This is a genomic window from Enterococcus sp. AZ050, assembly GCF_051715085.1.
Classification (GTDB): domain Bacteria; phylum Bacillota; class Bacilli; order Lactobacillales; family Enterococcaceae; genus Enterococcus; species Enterococcus faecalis.
In genome coordinates this window covers 1,233,267-1,250,575 of sequence record NZ_JBIOTC010000001.1, presented here as the reverse complement: position 1 = coordinate 1,250,575, position 17,309 = coordinate 1,233,267, and the positions used below count along the sequence as shown (strand labels likewise).

Genomic DNA, 17,309 nt, shown 5'->3' with positions numbered 1-17,309 from the left:
GCTCTTAGAAGTTGTTGAGATCGGAGCAACGCGTAGTGTTGGTTCTGTTCCCGCCGTTTATCAGTTTTTGAGCGTGGAGCAAAAATCCAAAGTGATTTTTGTCCCACGCTCCTTTTTTTATTTTCTCGTTAATTTTACGACAACTTCACAACGAGCGGTTTGTGGAAACATATCAACAGATTGTAAATAGTCTACTTGATATACTTTGGCTAATTGAACTAAATCACGTGCTAACGTGGATACATTACAAGAAATATACACCATTTTCTTAGGTGGTTGTTTCAAAAGGGCCGTTAATAATTTACGATCCAAACCAGTCCGTGGGGGATCAACTACAATGGCATCAGGTTTAAAGCCTTCTTTGAACCATTTAGGTAATAAGTCTTCAGCTGTTCCAACAGCATAATGTGTGTTCGTAACACCAAGTCGTTTTGCATTGAATCTAGCATCGTCAATTGCGGCGGGAATGGTATCCATACCACGAACTTGATGCGCTTGTTTCGCTAAACTTAAGCCAATGGTCCCGACGCCACAATAAGCATCAACAACAGTTTCATTTGGTTGTAAATCTAAGGCCTTGATTCCTTCATTATATAAAACTTCCGTTTGTTCTGGATTCAATTGGAAAAATGCTCGCGGCGATAAATCAAAGACAACGTCGTTAATGTGTTCTTCAATGCTTTCTTTGCCCCATAAGTGAAGGGTATCATCACCCATTACTAGAGAGGTTTTTTTATTTTGGACATTTTGCATAATAGAAACAACTTCTGGTAATTGTTCATTAATTGCGCGAACCATTTTTTCTTTTTGTGGAAATTTCTGCGATTGTGTAATGAACACTACTTGGACTTCGCCAGTTTGGATGCCCACTCGAACCATTAATGTTCGAAAGATACCACTATTTTTACGTTCATCATAAATTGGTAATTGAAAGTCATTCAATAAATCAACTAATGTATTCATCACCTTGGTTGTCGCAGACTGTTGGACCAAACAGTTATCAATCGGTACTAATTGATGTGAATCAGCTTGATAGAGACCAGCTTCTACTTGGCCATCGATTTGGCGTAATTGGAATTGGGCTTTATTTCGATAATTCCAAGGATTCTCCATCCCAATTGTTTTTCGTAGTTCATAGTTTTGATAATTGGCTGGTTTAAATTTGTTAAGCGCCTGCTTTAATAAATCTTTTTTAAAGTCTAATTGTGCTTTGTAGGCTAAATGTTGTAGTTGGCAGCCGCCACATGTTTCATAGACAGGACAAGGAGGGACCACGCGATCTTTAGCAGCTTTTTTGACAGATTGAAGGGTTCCTTCAGCAAATTTTGGTGTAACATTTGTGATCGTGGCAGTCACTTCTTCTTTCGGTAGCGCCCCAGGAACGAAAATAATTAATTTTTTATAATAGCCGATACCTTCGCCATTAATTCCTAATCGTTTAATTTTTAAAGAAATTTGTTGGCCTTTTTTTACTAGTTGTTGGGTCATATTCTTTCATCCTTTAGTCATCTCACATTTTTCACTTCCTCCCATTTTAGCACATTTTTATTTATTTGGCTTCCAAGGATTCTATGGTATAGTAGAATATATGTTCTGATTTAGAGGGGCAGGAGAATAAGATGACAACAATCACACGAATTAGTAAAGATAAAGGTGAATTTTATCTACTTTGGCTATCTTCAGGCGAAAAACTGCGTGTCTCGGAAGATATTTTAGTACGGCAGCGTCTGCTAAAAGGCCAAGAGTTATCAGATACTTTAATAGAAGAAATAAAAAAAGCCAGTTCTTATGATGTCGGGTTACAAATGGCGATGAATTATTTAAGCTATCAATTACGTTCAAAGAAAGAGATTTTTACTTATTTAAAAGAGAAAGAAATTGTACCTGAAGATCGAGTAAAAATCGTTCAACGTTTAGAAGAGCTGCGGTTGTTGGATGATGCAATTTTTAGTGAAAGTTACGTACGGACAGCTATGCGAACCAGTGATAAAGGACCACGAAATGTGGCACAACAATTAAAGCAAAAAGGCATTAGTGAAGAAGATATTCAGCATGGCTTGACCTTTTATACGTTAGATGAACAGCTTAATGTTGCCATAGCAACTGCAGAAAAGGCCATGAAACGCTATCGAACTAAAAGTTTTAAAGATGCACTACAGAAAACGCGTCTGCATCTGATGCAAAAGGGCTTTACAAATGAAATCATTGATCTAGCTTTGGAATCTTTAGCTTTTGAAAAGGACGAAGAACAAGAACAACAAGCGTTAAACAAGGAAGGCGAACGTTTATGGCGTGCCAATCAGCGATTTGATTTTTCTAAAAAAGTCCAAAAAGTCAAACAAAGCTTATTCCAAAAAGGGTTTGACTATGATTTGATTCAGCAATTTATTAGCGAAAAGGAAGTAGAACATGACGAATAAAGAGCCTTGGGAGGCGTGGAGTCCCGCAAAAGTTAGTTCATTCCAGGAAGATTTTTTAGCTTGGTATGAACGAGAAAAACGCAATTTACCTTGGCGAGCGAATACAGATGCATATCGTATTTGGATTTCTGAAATTATGCTACAACAAACTCGCGTAGATACAGTCATTGATTATTTTTATCGATTTATGGAATGGTTTCCGACGATTCAAGATTTAGCGGAAGCGCCAGATGATAAGTTGTTGAAAGCTTGGGAAGGGTTAGGCTACTATTCACGAGCGCGTAATTTAAAAGTGGCAGCGCAACAGATTGTTTCAGAATTTGGTGGGAAAATGCCTGACACAATCGAAGATATTCGGAGTTTAAAAGGAATCGGCCCCTATACGGCTGGTGCGATTGGCAGTATTGCCTTTAATCTCCCCGAACCAGCAATTGACGGTAACGTCATGCGGGTAGTGAGCCGTTTATTTGAAATTGATGCAGATATTGCAAAAGCGAGTAGTCGTAAAGTATTTGAAGCGGCGATGCTTAAAATCATCGATCGTGAGCGTCCAGGGGATTTTAATCAAGCCTTAATGGATCTAGGCTCAGCCGTCTGCACCCCAACTTCCCCTAAGTGTGAAAGTTGTCCGCTTCAGCAATATTGTGCGGCCTATCAGGCAGATAAAATGACCGCTTATCCAGTCAAATCAAAAAAAGTTAAGCCGAAAGATGTGTATTATGTCGGCACTATTATTGAAAATAAAAAGCAAGAATTTTTATTAGAACAACGCCCTGAAACCGGTTTGTTAGCCAATATGTGGCTGTTTCCGATTGAAGAAATTAGCAAAAAACAATTTCAACAATTGCAAAAACTGGCGCAACCAGCAGAAACGGAAAAACAATTAACTTTAGAGTTAGAGCCTGTAACAGAGCCTTTGGTCGCTGAAGAACCTGTCAATGTTTTTGCTGACTATGAAACAGTTGTCTGGCAAAAACGTGCCTTAGGCGAAGTCGTTCATATTTTCAGTCATTTAAAATGGCATATCTTAGTCTTTTATGGCCGAAATACAGGCGAATTAGCCACACTAGAGTCGCAGCGATGGGTGGCAGCACAACAATTTTCAGAGTATGTTTTTCCAAAACCACAGCAAAAAATGGTGGAATTGTTCAAAAAAGAACACAAAAATAAATAACAAAAAAGAGAGGCTTTTAAACAAACAAGCCCCTCTTTTTTGTTTCCTCTAGGTTATACCCCTATATAAATTCTGCTATGTTTAGTTTTGAAGGGGACTGGTAAGATAGACTTGTCTCTTGTCTGCTTAGAGGAGTAGTAATGATGGTGGAGACTTTTCAAGAGAGAGGAAGTACAGCCAATGAGTAGGAAGCGAAAAATCAGCTTAATTAGTTTAGTCATCATTTTGTTTTTTGTCACAGTCGGCTCAGCATACTTTGCTGTAGCGGGTAGCTATTTAAAGAAAACGATTGATAAAGGCTATGTCCCCATAAAAAATGATTATACTGAAGCGCAAAATAAAGATAGTCAATCGTTTTTGGTCATGGGTCTAGACAATACAATTGAACGGAAATTAGGCACAACTAGGACTGATGCTATGATGGTGATTACCGTGAATAACAAGACGAAGAAAATAACCTATTTAAGTTTGCCACGGGATAGTTTTGTGCAAATTGATGCGAAAAATTACCAAGGGATGCAGCGAATTGAAGCCGCCTATACCTACGATGGACCAACAGCTTCTGTTAACACCGTTGAGAAATTATTGAATATTCCAATCAATCATTACGTTGTGTTTAACTTTTTATCTTTTATTAAGTTAATTGATGCGGTTGGCGGCATAGATGTCAATGTCAAGCAGGCGTTTGATGGTGTCACCAAAGACGGGCCAGGATCCATTCATTTTGATGCAGGGAAACAGCATTTAGATGGTACGAAAGCTTTATCTTATGCCCGTGAAAGACATAGCGATAACGATATTATGCGTGGATTCCGACAACAAGAAATTATTCAAGCAGTTGAAGACAAGTTGAAATCTGGTCAATCAATCATGAAAATAATGGACATTATTGATTCGTTAAATGGAAACATTCAAACTGATGTGGATTCCAATGAATTGACTCATTTAGTCAAAGAAGGTTTGACTTGGACCAATTATGATAAACAACAGCTTTCTTTTGACTGGCGCACTTTTAGTAATGAAGGGCGCAGTATGGTTGAACTATATCCAGATAGTATTGAAAATGTCCGTCATCAATTACGTGTGTCTTTAAATTTAGAAAAGCCAGATGAACGAGATCAAGACGGCTATGTCTTCCATACGAACGGTGAATTTTTATATCAAAGTGATTATACCGTTCAAGATGAAGCAGCTGAGGAAAACGAAATGACTTCCATCAACGGCAATACGTATATTGGTGTTCCTGGCAATACACAGACTGGCCCGTTGCCATCAGTTAAAACGGAAAATGGCTTTATAAAATAATTTATTTTCCAAGTGTAGAAAATCCGAACATAACAGATTAAATAATCCGCTTACTTATTATTCTTCTAAGGAAAAAACGAAGGATTTTAGCAAGGAAACAGCGTATCATTTGATATAAACCCAACATTCCCTTTATAATGAAAGTAACAAGCAAATTTTTGTTACTTAGAAGGGGAAGGGAGCAAGGAGTTATGTTTAGTTATACAGATACCATTTTGTCAATTATGCAAAGAATTGAAGTATACAACGAAATTTTCAAAGCCATCTCTAAAGAAGTTCAAGAATACGGTTGTAATCAGGCTGCACATCGGAGAGGCCGTGACACTTATATGTTTTGCCGAAATAATGTGAATCGTTTTTTTACAGAAGAAATGATGTTTCGTAAAAATTTAGAGCCGTATTATGATAAAGAAGCAACGAAAATCTTGCTAGAAGGATTAGATACGTATAAAGAAGGAGTATTTTTCTGGTTAGAGGCATTAAGTGAATCTTGCCAAGTGACAGATGAATTGAAATATCAATTAGGAATCCGCCAAAAAGAATCCTCTTATTTATTAATTAATCAAGCTTGTAAAGAAGCCTGTGAGGGCATTCAAAGCGCTCATAGTGTTCATAAGATGTAAAAAGTTAGGGATAGCTGTCAATCTGGCAGTTATCCCTAACTTTTTTATTTCAATATCATCTGATAAGCATAACGTTCGCCATCGTTAACATCTAAAATCACGTCACCTTGATAAACAAAGCCAGCTTTTTTAATCAGGTGCTGCATAGCGAGATTTTGTGGATGTGTATCAATTCGAATATCAGTAGCGCCTTGCAAACGAGCGGCTGTAACCAGTGAGCGCAAAAGCACCAAGGCCAGTCCTTGACCTTGAAAGGAACTTTTTAGAGCAACACGATGAATTGCCGTATACGTAGCTTGAGAATGAGGTTGCCAAGAACCATTAAAAATCGCTTCATAAGCAGGATCAATCTCCGAACATAAAACACCAACGCCTGCTAAGGCATCCTCAACCATTAAAATATAGCAAGTTTGCTGGTCGATATCTTTTGCTAAAATTTCTTGATTCGGGCCATCGCCGTTTTGCCATTGGGGAATGCAACTTTTTTGTAAGGTGCGGCGTCCATCTTCAATGATAGCAAGGATGTCAGGCAAATCAGAAGGTTCTGCTTTTCTTAAGTAAACAGTCAAAAAATATTCCCTCCTCTTAGAAACCTGTTGTTGTTTTCAATTGGTAAATTTTTGAAGGGCGGCCAATGCCAACGGGACGTTCACCTAACTCTTCAAAATATTGTGTCATGGCTTTTTTAAAATTTGAATGGTCAATGCTACGATAATCAACGCCGAGGAACTTCGCAAAAACTTTACGGGCTTCCGTAATGGTGAAATCTTTTCCTAAGACTTGAAGCACTTGCGGTTCATGTTCCATTTTATCAACAACACGATTAAACGCCTTAATTATAATTTCACTATGGTCGAAGGCTAATGTATCTTTACCAAGAGAGGCCGCTGTTTTCAAGTCTAAAGTAATTTCCACATCTTCATGAGATAACGTGATATGTTGACCATGCCGTTCAAGATTGAACCAGTGGACTTCTTTGGCATCGTCGCCAGCAATTAAAGGTTCTTCACCAATAAAGGCTAAATAGCTGACTGTCACGACCCAGCCACGAGGATCACGATCTGGGCGACTAAAGCTGTGTAATTGTTCAATATTTTCTTGAGAAATCACCACACCAGTTTCCTCTTTTGTTTCTCTTAAAACACTATCTTCAGTAGATTCGTTACGATTAACAAAACCGCCAGGAAGCGCCCATGAGTTTCTAAAGGGGTGACCTTTACGTTGAATCAGTAAGACTTTTAATTGATCGGCTTCCTTGTTGTAACAAAGAAGAACCATATCAACGGTTAAAGAGGGTTTTTCATATTCAGGTAATTCTTGTTGATGATACCAAGTTAAAAACTCTGCTAAGCTAGCTTGGCGTTCATAATAATTTTTTTCTTCGGCTTTAGAAGCAAATTGTGGCACAATTGCTCCTCCTTTCAAAAAGAAACATGGTTTTCTTTTATTGTATCATTAAGTGGCTGAAATACAATATTCAAGCGTAAAAAGAAAAGCAAGCCTGGGACAAAAATCCAAAGTGATTTTTGTCCTAGGCTTGTACTATAAGAAGTTTGTTCTAGACAGTGTTTATTGTGTTAATTCTAATAATTTATTTTTCAAATCTTCTTCCATATGGCCAAGTTCGATTTCGGCAGCTTGGCGTTTTTCTTTTCCTTCTTGTTGAATACGTAATGTTTCTTGGATAGTTTCAATTAAATCATTTTGTGTTTTTTGTAATGTTTCAATATCGACTAGGCCACGTTCGTTTTCTTTTGCTGTTTCAATTGCAGAAATTTTTAGCATTTCTGAATTTTTCTTCAGTAAGTCATTGGTGGTTTCAGAGACTTGACGTTGAGCAGTCACAGCATCTTTTTGACGGAGTAAGGTCAAGGCGATGACTACTTGGTTTTTCCATAACGGAATCGCTGTATTCACCGATGATTGAATTTTCTCAGCCAAGGCTTGGTTAGTATTTTGAATTAAACGAATTTGTGGGGCTTGTTGAATCGTAATTTGACGAGCCAAGCGTAAATCATGGGTTCTTTTTTCTAAACGGTCTAGGAATTGGTTATAATCATTAACAATTTGGACATCCATTTGATCCCCAGATTCTTCCGCTTTTTTCATGGCTTCAGGAATAATTTGCGTCCGTAGTTCTTCTGCTTTTAATTCCCCAGCGGCAATATAGATGTTTAAGGCATCAAAATAATCTTTATTTTTTTGATACAATTGATCTAACATGGCATTATCTTTTAAAAGACCATCTTTTTCATGGGTTAATTTGACAGCAATTTTGTCAATTTGCGCACCAATTTTTTGATATTTGGCGGTAATTTCGTAAACGGATTGTTTGACTTTACCTAACATTTTTTGAATAAAGTTGCCTTCGCCAGCACGTAATTCATTGGGATTAGCTTCATTTAAACGAAACATTAAATCGGTCAGTGAATCACCAACAGGACCAATGTCTTGTGCTTGAACGTGGTTTAACATCGCTTGCGAAAATTCGCCGAGTTTGATTTGGGCATTTGAACCATAGGTAATTACTGCTTGTGAATCTTGAACGTCAATTTTTGAAGCTAACTCTTTTGCTTGGGCTTGACGTTCTTGTGGTAATTTATCAATTAAACGAGGAGCTGCTTGCTGTTCTTTTAACTCAGATAGTTCATTTTGTTGCGTTGGTGTTAGTTCATCCATTGATGAAAATGGATTACTTAATAAATCGTCCAATGTATTGGTTACAGATGTTGTTTCTTTGGGTTGTTGCTCAGTCATTTTTTTTCCTCCCTAATGATTATTGCTGGTCTTCGTTTACTTGAGGTGATTCCTCAGTTGCAGCTTTTTGCGACAAGCTGCTTTTAGCGATCGACATTTCGACATCTAAATCGTCTAAGTCATCGGAAACGATTTCCTCATAATCATTTTTAACTAATTTTGACAATTGGTCAATGATTTGTGCGCTTTCTTCTAATTTTTCATACGTTTGTTTGTTTTTTACTTCATGTTGTTCGATTTCTAAATGCTTACTTGTTAAGTCAACGATATTTGGTAAATGTGTATAGAGAAAGTGATTGGCTAAGTGTAACTTTTTAGGTTCTTTCACTAACTCTTTAAACAGAGCTTTAGAAACCTTCGTAGTATCATTACGTAAGTCAATCGCCCGTAATTTAGTTGAACGATTCATGTTTTCTTGTAATTGTATGATTTGTTTTTTGGCTGTGCTCATTGTACTTCTGAAAAAATCAATTTCTTGTGGAGATAACCCCAACTCACGATAATGGGCTTCTTTATCTTTCGTTAAGTAAGGCATTTGATCGCTCTTGTCGGCGGCATTTTTCTTTTTTCGATAGAGAACGAATACTAAAAAGCCTACCAGAATCACAAAAGCGAAGAAGCCATATTCTCTAGCGACAGCAATGATTAAGGCTCCTAAAAGAATGTAGCCAATCAGTAATTTTGTATTTAATTTGTTCATTTATATAGTTCCTCCTATCTATCTAATCCTCGAAAGAGTCAGCTCTCGTTACAATAGTTATTTTAGCATACTCTGTGAGAGAAAAGACATACAGCGGAAGATGTATTTTATGATTTAGTGAAATCCTAAGAAAAAAAGTATAAAACGCAAAAAAAGACCCGTCCTAATTGGGGGTAGGACGGGAAAGGAGTTAAAAATGAAAAAGTGTTTTGTTAGGGTTGTTTGTTGGTATGCTTAAATAATACAAGGAAGTTGTGAATTTTTTATGTCTATTTTTTTTCGAAAATGTAATTTTTTTCTAAAGCAATAAATTTTTTTCTTTGAAAAGGGTTTAACTAGAGAAGAAGGGGTGCGATTTTTATCATTTTAGGGTATGATAAACAAGAAAGGTTGGTGAAAGATATGTTAAATTATGAGGACTTCGAAGAAAAAACACTTCAACGTCGAGAAATTTTTAAAGGAAAGATTATTGATGTTTTTTTGGATGACGTGGCTTTACCGACAGGCGGCACTGCTAAACGCGAATTGGTTTTTCATTCAGGCGCAGTAGCTATGATTCCGTTAACCGCAGAAGGAAAAATCGTCTTAGTTAAACAATTTAGAAAACCCTTGGAACAAGTAATTTTAGAAATTCCGGCGGGAAAAATTGATCCTGGAGAAGAAAATCAACTGGAAACGACGGCTATGCGGGAATTAGAAGAAGAAACTGGGTATCGTGCAGGTCAGCTTACCTACATAAATTCAATGTATCTGTCACCAGGATTTGCTAATGAAAAATTGGCTCTCTATTTGGCAACGGATTTGCAGAAAGTCGAAAATCCGCGTCCTCAAGATGAAGATGAAATCTTGGAACTTTACGAGCTAACAATAGCTGAAGCCAAAGCAGAGGTGGCAAAAGGCACGATTTGTGATGCCAAAACACTTTTTGCTATACAATACTGGGAATTGTATTTACTGCAGAGACAGTTTAAGGAGGACACGCAATGAGCAAAGGTCCGTTAGTCACTCGGACAGAGCTTCGCAAACGCAGAGAAGCAGAAGAAAAAGAAGCAGAACGTCGTCAGCAGGAAGAGCAGAAGCTGGCGGAAAAAGCGTATAAGCGAAAAGAAAAAGAAATTTCGACGTTTTATCGTAAAGAAAAGAAAAAACAAAAACCGATCAACAAGTCACGAGTAGGAGAATACTCGAAGCGTCGAGAACGGAGTACTTGGTTAAACAAGGCAATTATTATTGTAGCGATTTTATTAGTCGTTGTGGCGTATATCGTTTTGAATTTATAGAAAAGAGGAATCACTATGAAAATTGGAATTATTGGAGCAATGGATCAAGAGGTCAAAATTCTAAAAGAAAAATTGACAGACACGATGTCATGGGAACGAGCAGGCGCTTTATTTGTTTCTGGTTCGTTAGGAAGACATGAGGTGATTGTGGTTCGTTCAGGAATTGGTAAAGTGGCCTCAGCTGTGACCACGACTTTATTGATTCATCAATATGGCGTAAATATGGTGATTAATACCGGTTCTGCTGGTGGTATCGGTGAAGGACTAAAAGTCGGCGATTTAGTCATTGCAGACAAATTAGCTTACTTTGATGTTGATGTCACTGGTTTTGGTTATGCCTATGGACAATTGCCTGGTGGTGTGCCTTTGTATTTTGAAACAAGTGAATACTTGCGGATGGAAATTGCGAAAGCTGCTGAAAAAACTGGTTTAGCTATTCGTAAAGGATTGATTGTTACTGGAGATACTTTTGTGGATAGCGCTGAGGAAATCGCCAAAATTAAGAAAGAGTTTCCTGAAGCCTTAGCTTGTGAAATGGAAGGCGCAGCAATTGGCCAAGCCGCTTCACAGTTCAATATTCCATTCTTAGTTGTACGGGCAATGAGTGATACAGCAGATGGCGAAGCAACTCAAAGCTTTGACGAATTCATCGATGAAGCTGGGAAAAAATCAGCCGAAATGGTTATTCATTTTGTCGAAAACTTAGTTTAAAAAGAGAAAGAAACAGCCATCATTTCATCAATGAAATGATGGCTGTTTCTTTCTCTTTTATTGTCATTTAATGGAATGTTTTTAAATACTGTTCTTTTTGTTTGCGCGTTAATTTTTTAAAGGCGGCTTCGGCTTTGGTGGCCGCGCTACGTGTTTCAAATTTCTCTGTATGAATCATTTTGACTGGCCGTCGTTTGGCTAATCGAGTATATTTTGCACCAGTTCCGCTATTATGTTCGGTTAATCGACGTTCTGGCTCAGTTGTATAGCCACCGTAAAAGGAACCATCTTGGCAAAGTAAAACATAAAAATAATGGGATTTCTTATTCTCCATAAAGCATAGCCTTCATTTCTGCTTCGTATTCGTTCTTTTCATTGTATGTAAAAAGAGGTGGTAACACACGAAAACCGTCTTTTTTGCCTTGTTTAATGCCTTCAATTAGTAAAACATTAGCTTCTTTGCCTGGCTTCGGATAAACAAACCGAGCTTTTTTCGGCGCAATATTGGCGTTTTCCATGGCATGTAAAATATCCAGGAAACGATCAGGACGATGAACCATTGCGAGGCGACCATTTGTTTTTAATAAATCCGCCGACACAGTGACCACTTCTTGAAGAGACGTGTGAATTTCATGACGGGCAATCGCTAAGTGCGGGTTTGGATTTTTTTGGCTAGTTGGTCGTTCTTTAAAGTATGGGGGGTTACATAGTACTAAATCCACAGAATCTTTTTTGATGACTTCTGTCGCTTGTTTTAAATCACGTTCATACATCGTTACTTGTTTTTCCAATTTATTTAATAGAATACTTCGTTGACCCATATCTGCCAAACGAGGTTGTAATTCGATTTGGTCGATCTTTGCAGCTGTTTTCCGACTAACGAAGAGGCCGACCGCGCCATTGCCAGCACACAAATCGACAATCTTGCCTTTTTTTGGTAGTTGCGGAAAATTAGCCAATAAGACTGCATCAATGGAAAAAGAAAAGACTTCTTTACTTTGAATAATTTGAATATCATCCGCATATAATTGATCAATCCGTTCGCCGGATAATAACATAGATTAAGAACCTCCAACTTTTCATCTGATTGTTCATGTATTATACTACTTTTAAACCCGTATGACAAAATCTGTTCCCTAGATTAGTAGGGACATGTTATTTCTCTAATTGATAGACGTAAAAAAAGCTTGTCAAAAGGTAGAGCTTTCGGCATACTAGAAAGCGGAGAGAAGAAAGGAAGAAAATTATGTTTTTTACATTTATGCGTGGCGTGGTTCGCGTCATTTTATTTGTGATTAATGGAAATGCACATTATGAAAATAAAGAAAAATTACCAAAAGACCAAAACTATGTCTTAGTTGCGCCGCATCGAACATGGTGGGAACCGCTGTATTTAGCTGTTGCTGGCAGTCCTAAGAAGTTTAGTTTTATGGCAAAAAAAGAGTTGTTTAAAAATCCTGTTTTACGTTTCATTTTAAAACATGCGAATGCGTTTCCGGTGGATCGTGAGAAGCCCGGTCCCAGCGCGATTAAAACACCTGTCAAAATTTTAAAAAATTCTGATTTAAGTTTGATTATGTTCCCCAGTGGTACGCGTCATTCCTCAGAATTAAAAGGCGGGGTAGCCTTGATTGCTAAAATGGGGCGAGTACCTATCGTGCCATCTGTTTATCAAGGTCCGTTAACTTTAAAAGAGTTGTTTAAACGTAAAAAAGTAACGGTTCGTTTTGGGGAGCCAATCGATATTAGCGATATTAAAAAAATGGATAAAGACGGTTTAGCTGAAGTAGAACGTCGGATGCAAGAAGCATTTGATCAGTTAGATAAAGAAATTGATCCAACTTTTAAATATGAATCAACAGAAAAAGAATAAAACAAACCGCTACAGAATAGGAATGTTACTGGCAGGTAGTTTCATCAAAAGATGATGCTCCCTGTCTTTTTTCTTGCGTTAAGAAAAAAGTTTGTTAAAAATCTAATTCTTCTGTCCGATTTTCTTAAAAAATACCAGAAATTTGTTATAATAATAAGAAGGACTTTTTTAGGCGGTGAAAAAATGAAATTTTTACATACAGCAGATTGGCATATTGGCAAAAAATTACATGGTTTTGATTTATTGGCAGAACAAAGGGAAGCCTTTAAACAAATCTTAGCAATTGCGAAAGAAGAGCAAGTGGATGCTGTTGTGATCGCTGGAGATTTGTATGATCGCTCTGTTCCAGCGGTTGAAGCAGTCGAGATTTTTAATGAAATGATGATTCAAATGAATCTCAAAGAGCATTTCCCCGTGTTAGCTATTTCGGGAAACCATGATAGCAGCACTCGTTTAGAAACAGGAGGCCCTTGGTTTAACCAAACGCAATTTCATTTGAATACGCGTTTAGAACAAGCCTTTCAACCAATTGAAATCGACAATACCCAATTTTATTTGTTGCCTTATTTTGAACCGATTGCGGCTCGCTTATATTTTGAAGATGAAACGATTCGAACGATTCAGGCGGCGATGGAAAAAGTTGTCGCGAAAATGCAAGAATCTTTTCTCCCCAACAAAAAACAAGTGTTAGTTAGTCATTTTTTTGTCGCTGGCAGTGAAAAAACTGATTCTGAAACAAAATTAACAGTGGGTGGTTTGGATGTTGTACCGACGGCTTTGTTAGAGCCTTTTGATTATGTCGCGTTGGGCCACTTACATGGAAAAAATGCGTTGCAGGCACCTAATGCTCGATACAGTGGCTCGCCTGTAAAATTTTCTTTATCAGAAATGACACAAGAAAAGGGTGTTTGGCTTGTTGAAACAGAAGCTGAAGTTCATTTTAAATTCCGTACTTTGAAACCATTGCGAGACATTCAACAATTGACGGGCTCGTTTCAGCAGTTAACGGATCCCGCTTTTTATCAAGAAGTGAATCGGGAAAATTATTTACATGTCCAATTAACCGACCGAGCGATCATTCCCAACATGATGAATCAATTGCGAAAAATTTACCCCAAAATTATTGGGTTGGAACGTTTGAATGGTCGAGAAACAAGCAACGGAAATCAGAAAAAAGTGGTACAAATAGAACAACGTTCACCAGAAGAACATCTGCATGACTTTTTTTACGATGTGACAGGAGAGGCCTTGACAGAACAACAAGCACAATGGGTCCAAGAAGAACTGAGTACACTTAATCAATTAGAAAGAGGGAAGTAACAGGATGAAACCATTATCTTTAACATTGAAAAACTTCGGACCGTATATTAATGAAACCATTGATTTTACGAAGTTTGAAGATTCTTCACTTTTTCTAATTAGTGGAAAAACAGGGTCTGGGAAAACAACGATTTTTGATGGAATGAGCTATGCTTTGTTTGGTGAAAGTTCTGGAAAATTACGTTTAGGCAAAGAAATGCGTTCCACATTTGCTGACCCCTCAGAAGCCACTGAAGTTACTTTGCTTTTTAAACATAACGAGTATCTCTATGAACTGAACCGCCTTCCCGAACAAGAACTTTTTAAAAAACGTGGCACAGGAGTCCGTAAACAAAGTGCCAAAATTTCTTTAATTGTCAAAGATGCTCAAGGGAAAGAACTACGAGCCTATTCTAAAAGACGTGAAGTGGACGAACTCATTCAAGAATTATTGCATTTGAATGCCAATCAATTTGCTCAAATTGTATTGTTACCACAAGGAGAGTTTCGGACTTTTTTAATTGCTAAAAGTGATGAAAAAGAAAAGGTTTTGCGTAATTTATTCGGAACAGAATTGTATCAGTTGTTCAGCGAAAATTTAAAAGAACGCTTAAAAATTGCCAATCAAGAGATTCAAGAAACCCAGCAAAAAATTGAACTGAAAACAGAACAGTTGCATTGGTCAGAAGAACCTGAACCGACAATGACACTTTTTGAAAAACTTCAATTATTAGAAAGCCAACAACAAGAGGCTCAGCAACAATTATTAGTTGAAAGAGAACAAATTGCAACCTTAAAACAAGCCAAACAAGCAAAAGAGCAAGTTCGTTATGCTATTGAAGAACGACAAAACTTGCAACAGCAAAAAGAAGAATTACTGGAAAAGAAAGCAAAACAAGCTGAACAGGAAACCGTCATTGAGCGGTTAAAGGAACAGATTCAGCAATTAAAATGGAGCCAAAAACAGCAACCTTTAGCTGAAAAAGTCTTTGAAAAACGAAGCGAAAAACAACAAAAAGAGCAAGAAACAAAGTCCAAACAACAAGCTCTTATGGAAACGCAACAAGCATTGACAGATTGGCAAGCAATCATGAGTGAGTTGGAAGAACAACAACCATTGATTGCTGAAAAACAAGAACGTCTTCAAACGATTCAACGTCAATTACCACAATACCAAGAATATGAACAGTTAGCCCAACAACAAATAGCAGAACAAGCCAATTATCAAGTCATTCAAAAAGAGTATGAATCTTGCCAACAGGAAAAAATAACATTAGCGGATAAAGTGGCGACAGCCAAACAATTTATTGAACAAGAAGGAACACTTGAAAAAGCAAATTTTGAATGTTCTAGTGTAGCAGATCATTGGCAAAATTTTGTAGAACGTTGGCAAAAAAATCAAAAAGCTTGGCAAAAAATTAGTCAAAACCAAGTGAAATTGCACGAGTTGACACAACGGTTTGCAGTTGAACAGCAACAAAAAAGCGCCGAAGAAGCGAAGTTGCAGACAAAGAAAAGTCAATGGGCCTCTTTACAAATCCAACGATTAAGCTTGTTACTTGAAGAGGGGGAACCTTGCCCAGTTTGTGGCTCTTTAGAACATCCAAAGCAACAAACTCATCAAGAAGTTTCTTTAGAAGAGATTGATCAAGCGGAACGGGAATTAACGGAAGTTGAAAAAACGGTTCAACGATTTACTGAAACGCTCTCTGCATTAGGGGCGGAAAAGCAACAGAAAGAAAGCCAACTACAAGAACAGGAAGCTGCGTATACTGAGGAACAAGAACAATTAGCAGCGCAGTTTGCTGACTTGCAGTTGCCGTTAACAGGACTAATTTTTTCACAAGTAACACCTGCAGAAATTGCGGAAGTTGAGTCGCAATTAGCTAAAGAAAAACAACAAATAGCACAAAAACTAACGGAAATTTCAGTCGAAAAGGACCGTCTGGCGGAACTAGAAGAACAAGTAGCTGAAAATTCTCAACGCTTTGAAGTGCTCCGACAACAAGTAGAAACAATGCAACAAAGTCTGGAAAGAATCACTATCCAGCAGCAAATGATTGCTAGCCAATTATTGGATGCAACCGTCACATACGAAGAAATGACTAAACGACAAGCTTTGCTTCAAGAAGAACTCTCTGCATTTGAACGTCAAAAAGAAAACGTGACGACACAAGGAGAAACCTTGAAGAAAGAAGAAATGATCCTTGAAAGTACGTTGACGCATTTGGAGAAAGAACAACAAACACTTCAACAAACAGTCGCACAACTTGAGAGTCAGTTAAAGGCAGTTTTAACAGAACAAGGAGTGACAGAGGACCAATTGACGGAGTGGTTGAAAGAGGTACCGACACTAGAAAGTCAGCAAGAACAAATTGCTTTATTTGAACAAGAGCAAACCCAACTGACTATCCAACTCGCTGAAATTGAGAAAAAATTATCTAGTGATACGTTCCCAGAATTATCTTTAATCACCACAGAAATTGAACAAATAACACAACAAATTGAAGAACAAGAAAAAAAATACTATCAACTGCATGAAAAAATGCTGAACAACCAACAGTTGGTTCAAGAAATTAATGCGCAAAGAACAACAATTGAAGACAAGTTTGAGGAAGTTGCTGCACTACAACAGTTGGCAGATACGGTGAATGGCAATAATCCTAAAAAAATTAGTTTTGAACGGTATATGTTACAAACGTATTTAGAAAGAGTGCTGACAGTCGCTAATCAGCGTTTAGACCGCCTGACCAATAGTCGTTATCAATTTGAATTGAATCACGAAGCAGGCAGTTATCGGAATCAAACGGGGCTAGAAATCAATATTTATGATGACAATTCGGGGACGGTGCGCAGTGCTCACACGTTATCAGGCGGGGAAAGTTTTATAGCAGCGTTAGCTTTGGCACTTTCTTTAGCAGAAGTGATTCAAGAACAAGCCGGCGGAGTCTTAATTGATGCGTTGTTTATTGATGAAGGCTTTGGTTCCTTAGATGAAGAAGCATTGGAAATGGCAATGGAGGCGTTAGAAACGATTGAAAATGAAGGCCGCATGATTGGGATTATTAGTCATATTGGCGAATTAAAAGCACGAATTCCACAACAATTACAAATAAAAAGCAATGGGAATGGTCAAAGTACCGTTCACTATCAGCTAGCTTAGTAGA

General features: G+C 37.7%; 17 protein-coding genes. 10 read left to right on the top strand and 7 right to left on the bottom strand.

Annotation, left to right across the window (positions count from 1 at the left end):
- Window positions 1-117: 117 nt before the first annotated feature.
- A complete protein-coding gene (gene rlmD, locus IGJ04_RS06045) occupies window positions 118-1,488 on the bottom strand; it encodes a 23S rRNA (uracil(1939)-C(5))-methyltransferase RlmD (RefSeq protein ID WP_341444959.1) in 1,371 nt (456 codons plus the stop codon).
- Between the two features lie 131 nt (window positions 1,489-1,619).
- Here rlmD and recX point away from each other — a divergent pair, with 131 nt between their 5' ends.
- The 4 genes from recX (at window position 1,620) to IGJ04_RS06025 (ending at window position 5,522) form a co-directional block, all read left to right on the top strand.
- Complete coding sequence (gene recX / locus IGJ04_RS06040) at window positions 1,620-2,420, top strand: recombination regulator RecX (protein ID WP_010713146.1); 801 nt, start codon at window positions 1,620-1,622, stop codon at window positions 2,418-2,420.
- Window positions 2,410-3,594, top strand: a complete 1,185-nt coding sequence (mutY, locus tag IGJ04_RS06035) for an A/G-specific adenine glycosylase (protein WP_075578665.1) — start codon at window positions 2,410-2,412, stop codon at window positions 3,592-3,594. Before recX ends, mutY begins: the two co-directional genes overlap by 11 nt.
- 180 nt (window positions 3,595-3,774) lie before the next feature.
- Window positions 3,775-4,899, top strand: a complete 1,125-nt coding sequence (locus tag IGJ04_RS06030; protein WP_002368824.1) for an LCP family protein — start codon at window positions 3,775-3,777, stop codon at window positions 4,897-4,899.
- 137 nt (window positions 4,900-5,036) lie between these two features.
- Entirely contained in the window at window positions 5,037-5,522 is a 486-nt protein-coding gene (locus IGJ04_RS06025) for a hypothetical protein (RefSeq protein WP_002356444.1), read from the top strand.
- A gap of 44 nt (window positions 5,523-5,566) precedes the next feature.
- On the opposite strand, the gene IGJ04_RS06020 is transcribed toward IGJ04_RS06025, so the two are convergent.
- The 4 genes from IGJ04_RS06020 to IGJ04_RS06005 form a co-directional block, all read right to left on the bottom strand.
- The gene (locus tag IGJ04_RS06020) at window positions 5,567-6,091 is read right to left on the bottom strand and encodes a GNAT family N-acetyltransferase (protein WP_033597336.1); all 525 of its coding nucleotides are present in this window, start codon (window positions 6,089-6,091) and stop codon (window positions 5,567-5,569) included.
- A gap of 16 nt (window positions 6,092-6,107) precedes the next feature.
- Complete coding sequence (locus tag IGJ04_RS06015) at window positions 6,108-6,947, bottom strand: NUDIX domain-containing protein (RefSeq protein ID WP_002384084.1); 840 nt, start codon at window positions 6,945-6,947, stop codon at window positions 6,108-6,110.
- Between the two features lie 144 nt (window positions 6,948-7,091).
- Window positions 7,092-8,279, bottom strand: coding sequence for a toxic anion resistance protein (locus tag IGJ04_RS06010; RefSeq protein WP_002356447.1), 1,188 nt, complete (start codon window positions 8,277-8,279; stop codon window positions 7,092-7,094).
- 19 nt (window positions 8,280-8,298) lie between these two features.
- Window positions 8,299-8,979 carry a 5-bromo-4-chloroindolyl phosphate hydrolysis family protein gene (locus tag IGJ04_RS06005; RefSeq protein ID WP_002356448.1) on the bottom strand — a complete coding sequence of 227 codons (681 nt, stop codon included), beginning with the start codon at window positions 8,977-8,979 and terminating at the stop codon, window positions 8,299-8,301.
- Window positions 8,980-9,381: 402 nt separating this feature from the next.
- On the opposite strand from IGJ04_RS06005, the gene IGJ04_RS06000 reads away from it, so the two are divergent.
- The 3 genes from IGJ04_RS06000 to IGJ04_RS05990 are packed head-to-tail and all read left to right on the top strand — an operon-like array spanning window position 9,382 to window position 10,970.
- Complete coding sequence (locus tag IGJ04_RS06000) at window positions 9,382-9,966, top strand: NUDIX hydrolase (protein ID WP_002356449.1); 585 nt, start codon at window positions 9,382-9,384, stop codon at window positions 9,964-9,966.
- A complete protein-coding gene (macP, locus tag IGJ04_RS05995) occupies window positions 9,963-10,259 on the top strand; it encodes a cell wall synthase accessory phosphoprotein MacP (protein ID WP_438840044.1) in 297 nt (98 codons plus the stop codon). Before IGJ04_RS06000 ends, macP begins: the two co-directional genes overlap by 4 nt.
- Window positions 10,260-10,274: 15 nt before the next feature.
- Entirely contained in the window at window positions 10,275-10,970 is a 696-nt protein-coding gene (locus IGJ04_RS05990) for a 5'-methylthioadenosine/adenosylhomocysteine nucleosidase (RefSeq protein ID WP_010713150.1), read from the top strand.
- 67 nt (window positions 10,971-11,037) lie between these two features.
- Here IGJ04_RS05990 and IGJ04_RS05985 read toward each other — a convergent pair whose 3' ends face one another.
- Window positions 11,038-11,304, bottom strand: a complete 267-nt coding sequence (locus IGJ04_RS05985; protein ID WP_002356455.1) for a GIY-YIG nuclease family protein — start codon at window positions 11,302-11,304, stop codon at window positions 11,038-11,040.
- Window positions 11,294-12,028 (bottom strand): tRNA1(Val) (adenine(37)-N6)-methyltransferase, encoded by a 735-nt coding sequence (locus tag IGJ04_RS05980; protein ID WP_002356457.1) that lies wholly within the window; start codon window positions 12,026-12,028, stop codon window positions 11,294-11,296. Before IGJ04_RS05980 ends, IGJ04_RS05985 begins: the two co-directional genes overlap by 11 nt.
- Before the next feature lie 188 nt (window positions 12,029-12,216).
- On the opposite strand from IGJ04_RS05980, the gene IGJ04_RS05975 reads away from it, so the two are divergent.
- From IGJ04_RS05975 to IGJ04_RS05965, 3 genes are read left to right on the top strand one after another with little or no spacing between them, the layout of a single operon-like run.
- Window positions 12,217-12,843, top strand: coding sequence for a lysophospholipid acyltransferase family protein (locus tag IGJ04_RS05975; protein ID WP_002356461.1), 627 nt, complete (start codon window positions 12,217-12,219; stop codon window positions 12,841-12,843).
- Window positions 12,844-12,894: 51 nt separating this feature from the next.
- Window positions 12,895-14,163: an exonuclease SbcCD subunit D gene (locus tag IGJ04_RS05970; protein ID WP_438840043.1), complete on the top strand. Its 1,269-nt coding sequence runs from the start codon at window positions 12,895-12,897 to the stop codon at window positions 14,161-14,163.
- Window positions 14,164-14,167: 4 nt separating this feature from the next.
- Window positions 14,168-17,305 carry an SbcC/MukB-like Walker B domain-containing protein gene (locus tag IGJ04_RS05965; protein ID WP_438840042.1) on the top strand — a complete coding sequence of 1,046 codons (3,138 nt, stop codon included), beginning with the start codon at window positions 14,168-14,170 and terminating at the stop codon, window positions 17,303-17,305.
- The last annotated feature ends 4 nt before the right edge of the window (window positions 17,306-17,309 follow it).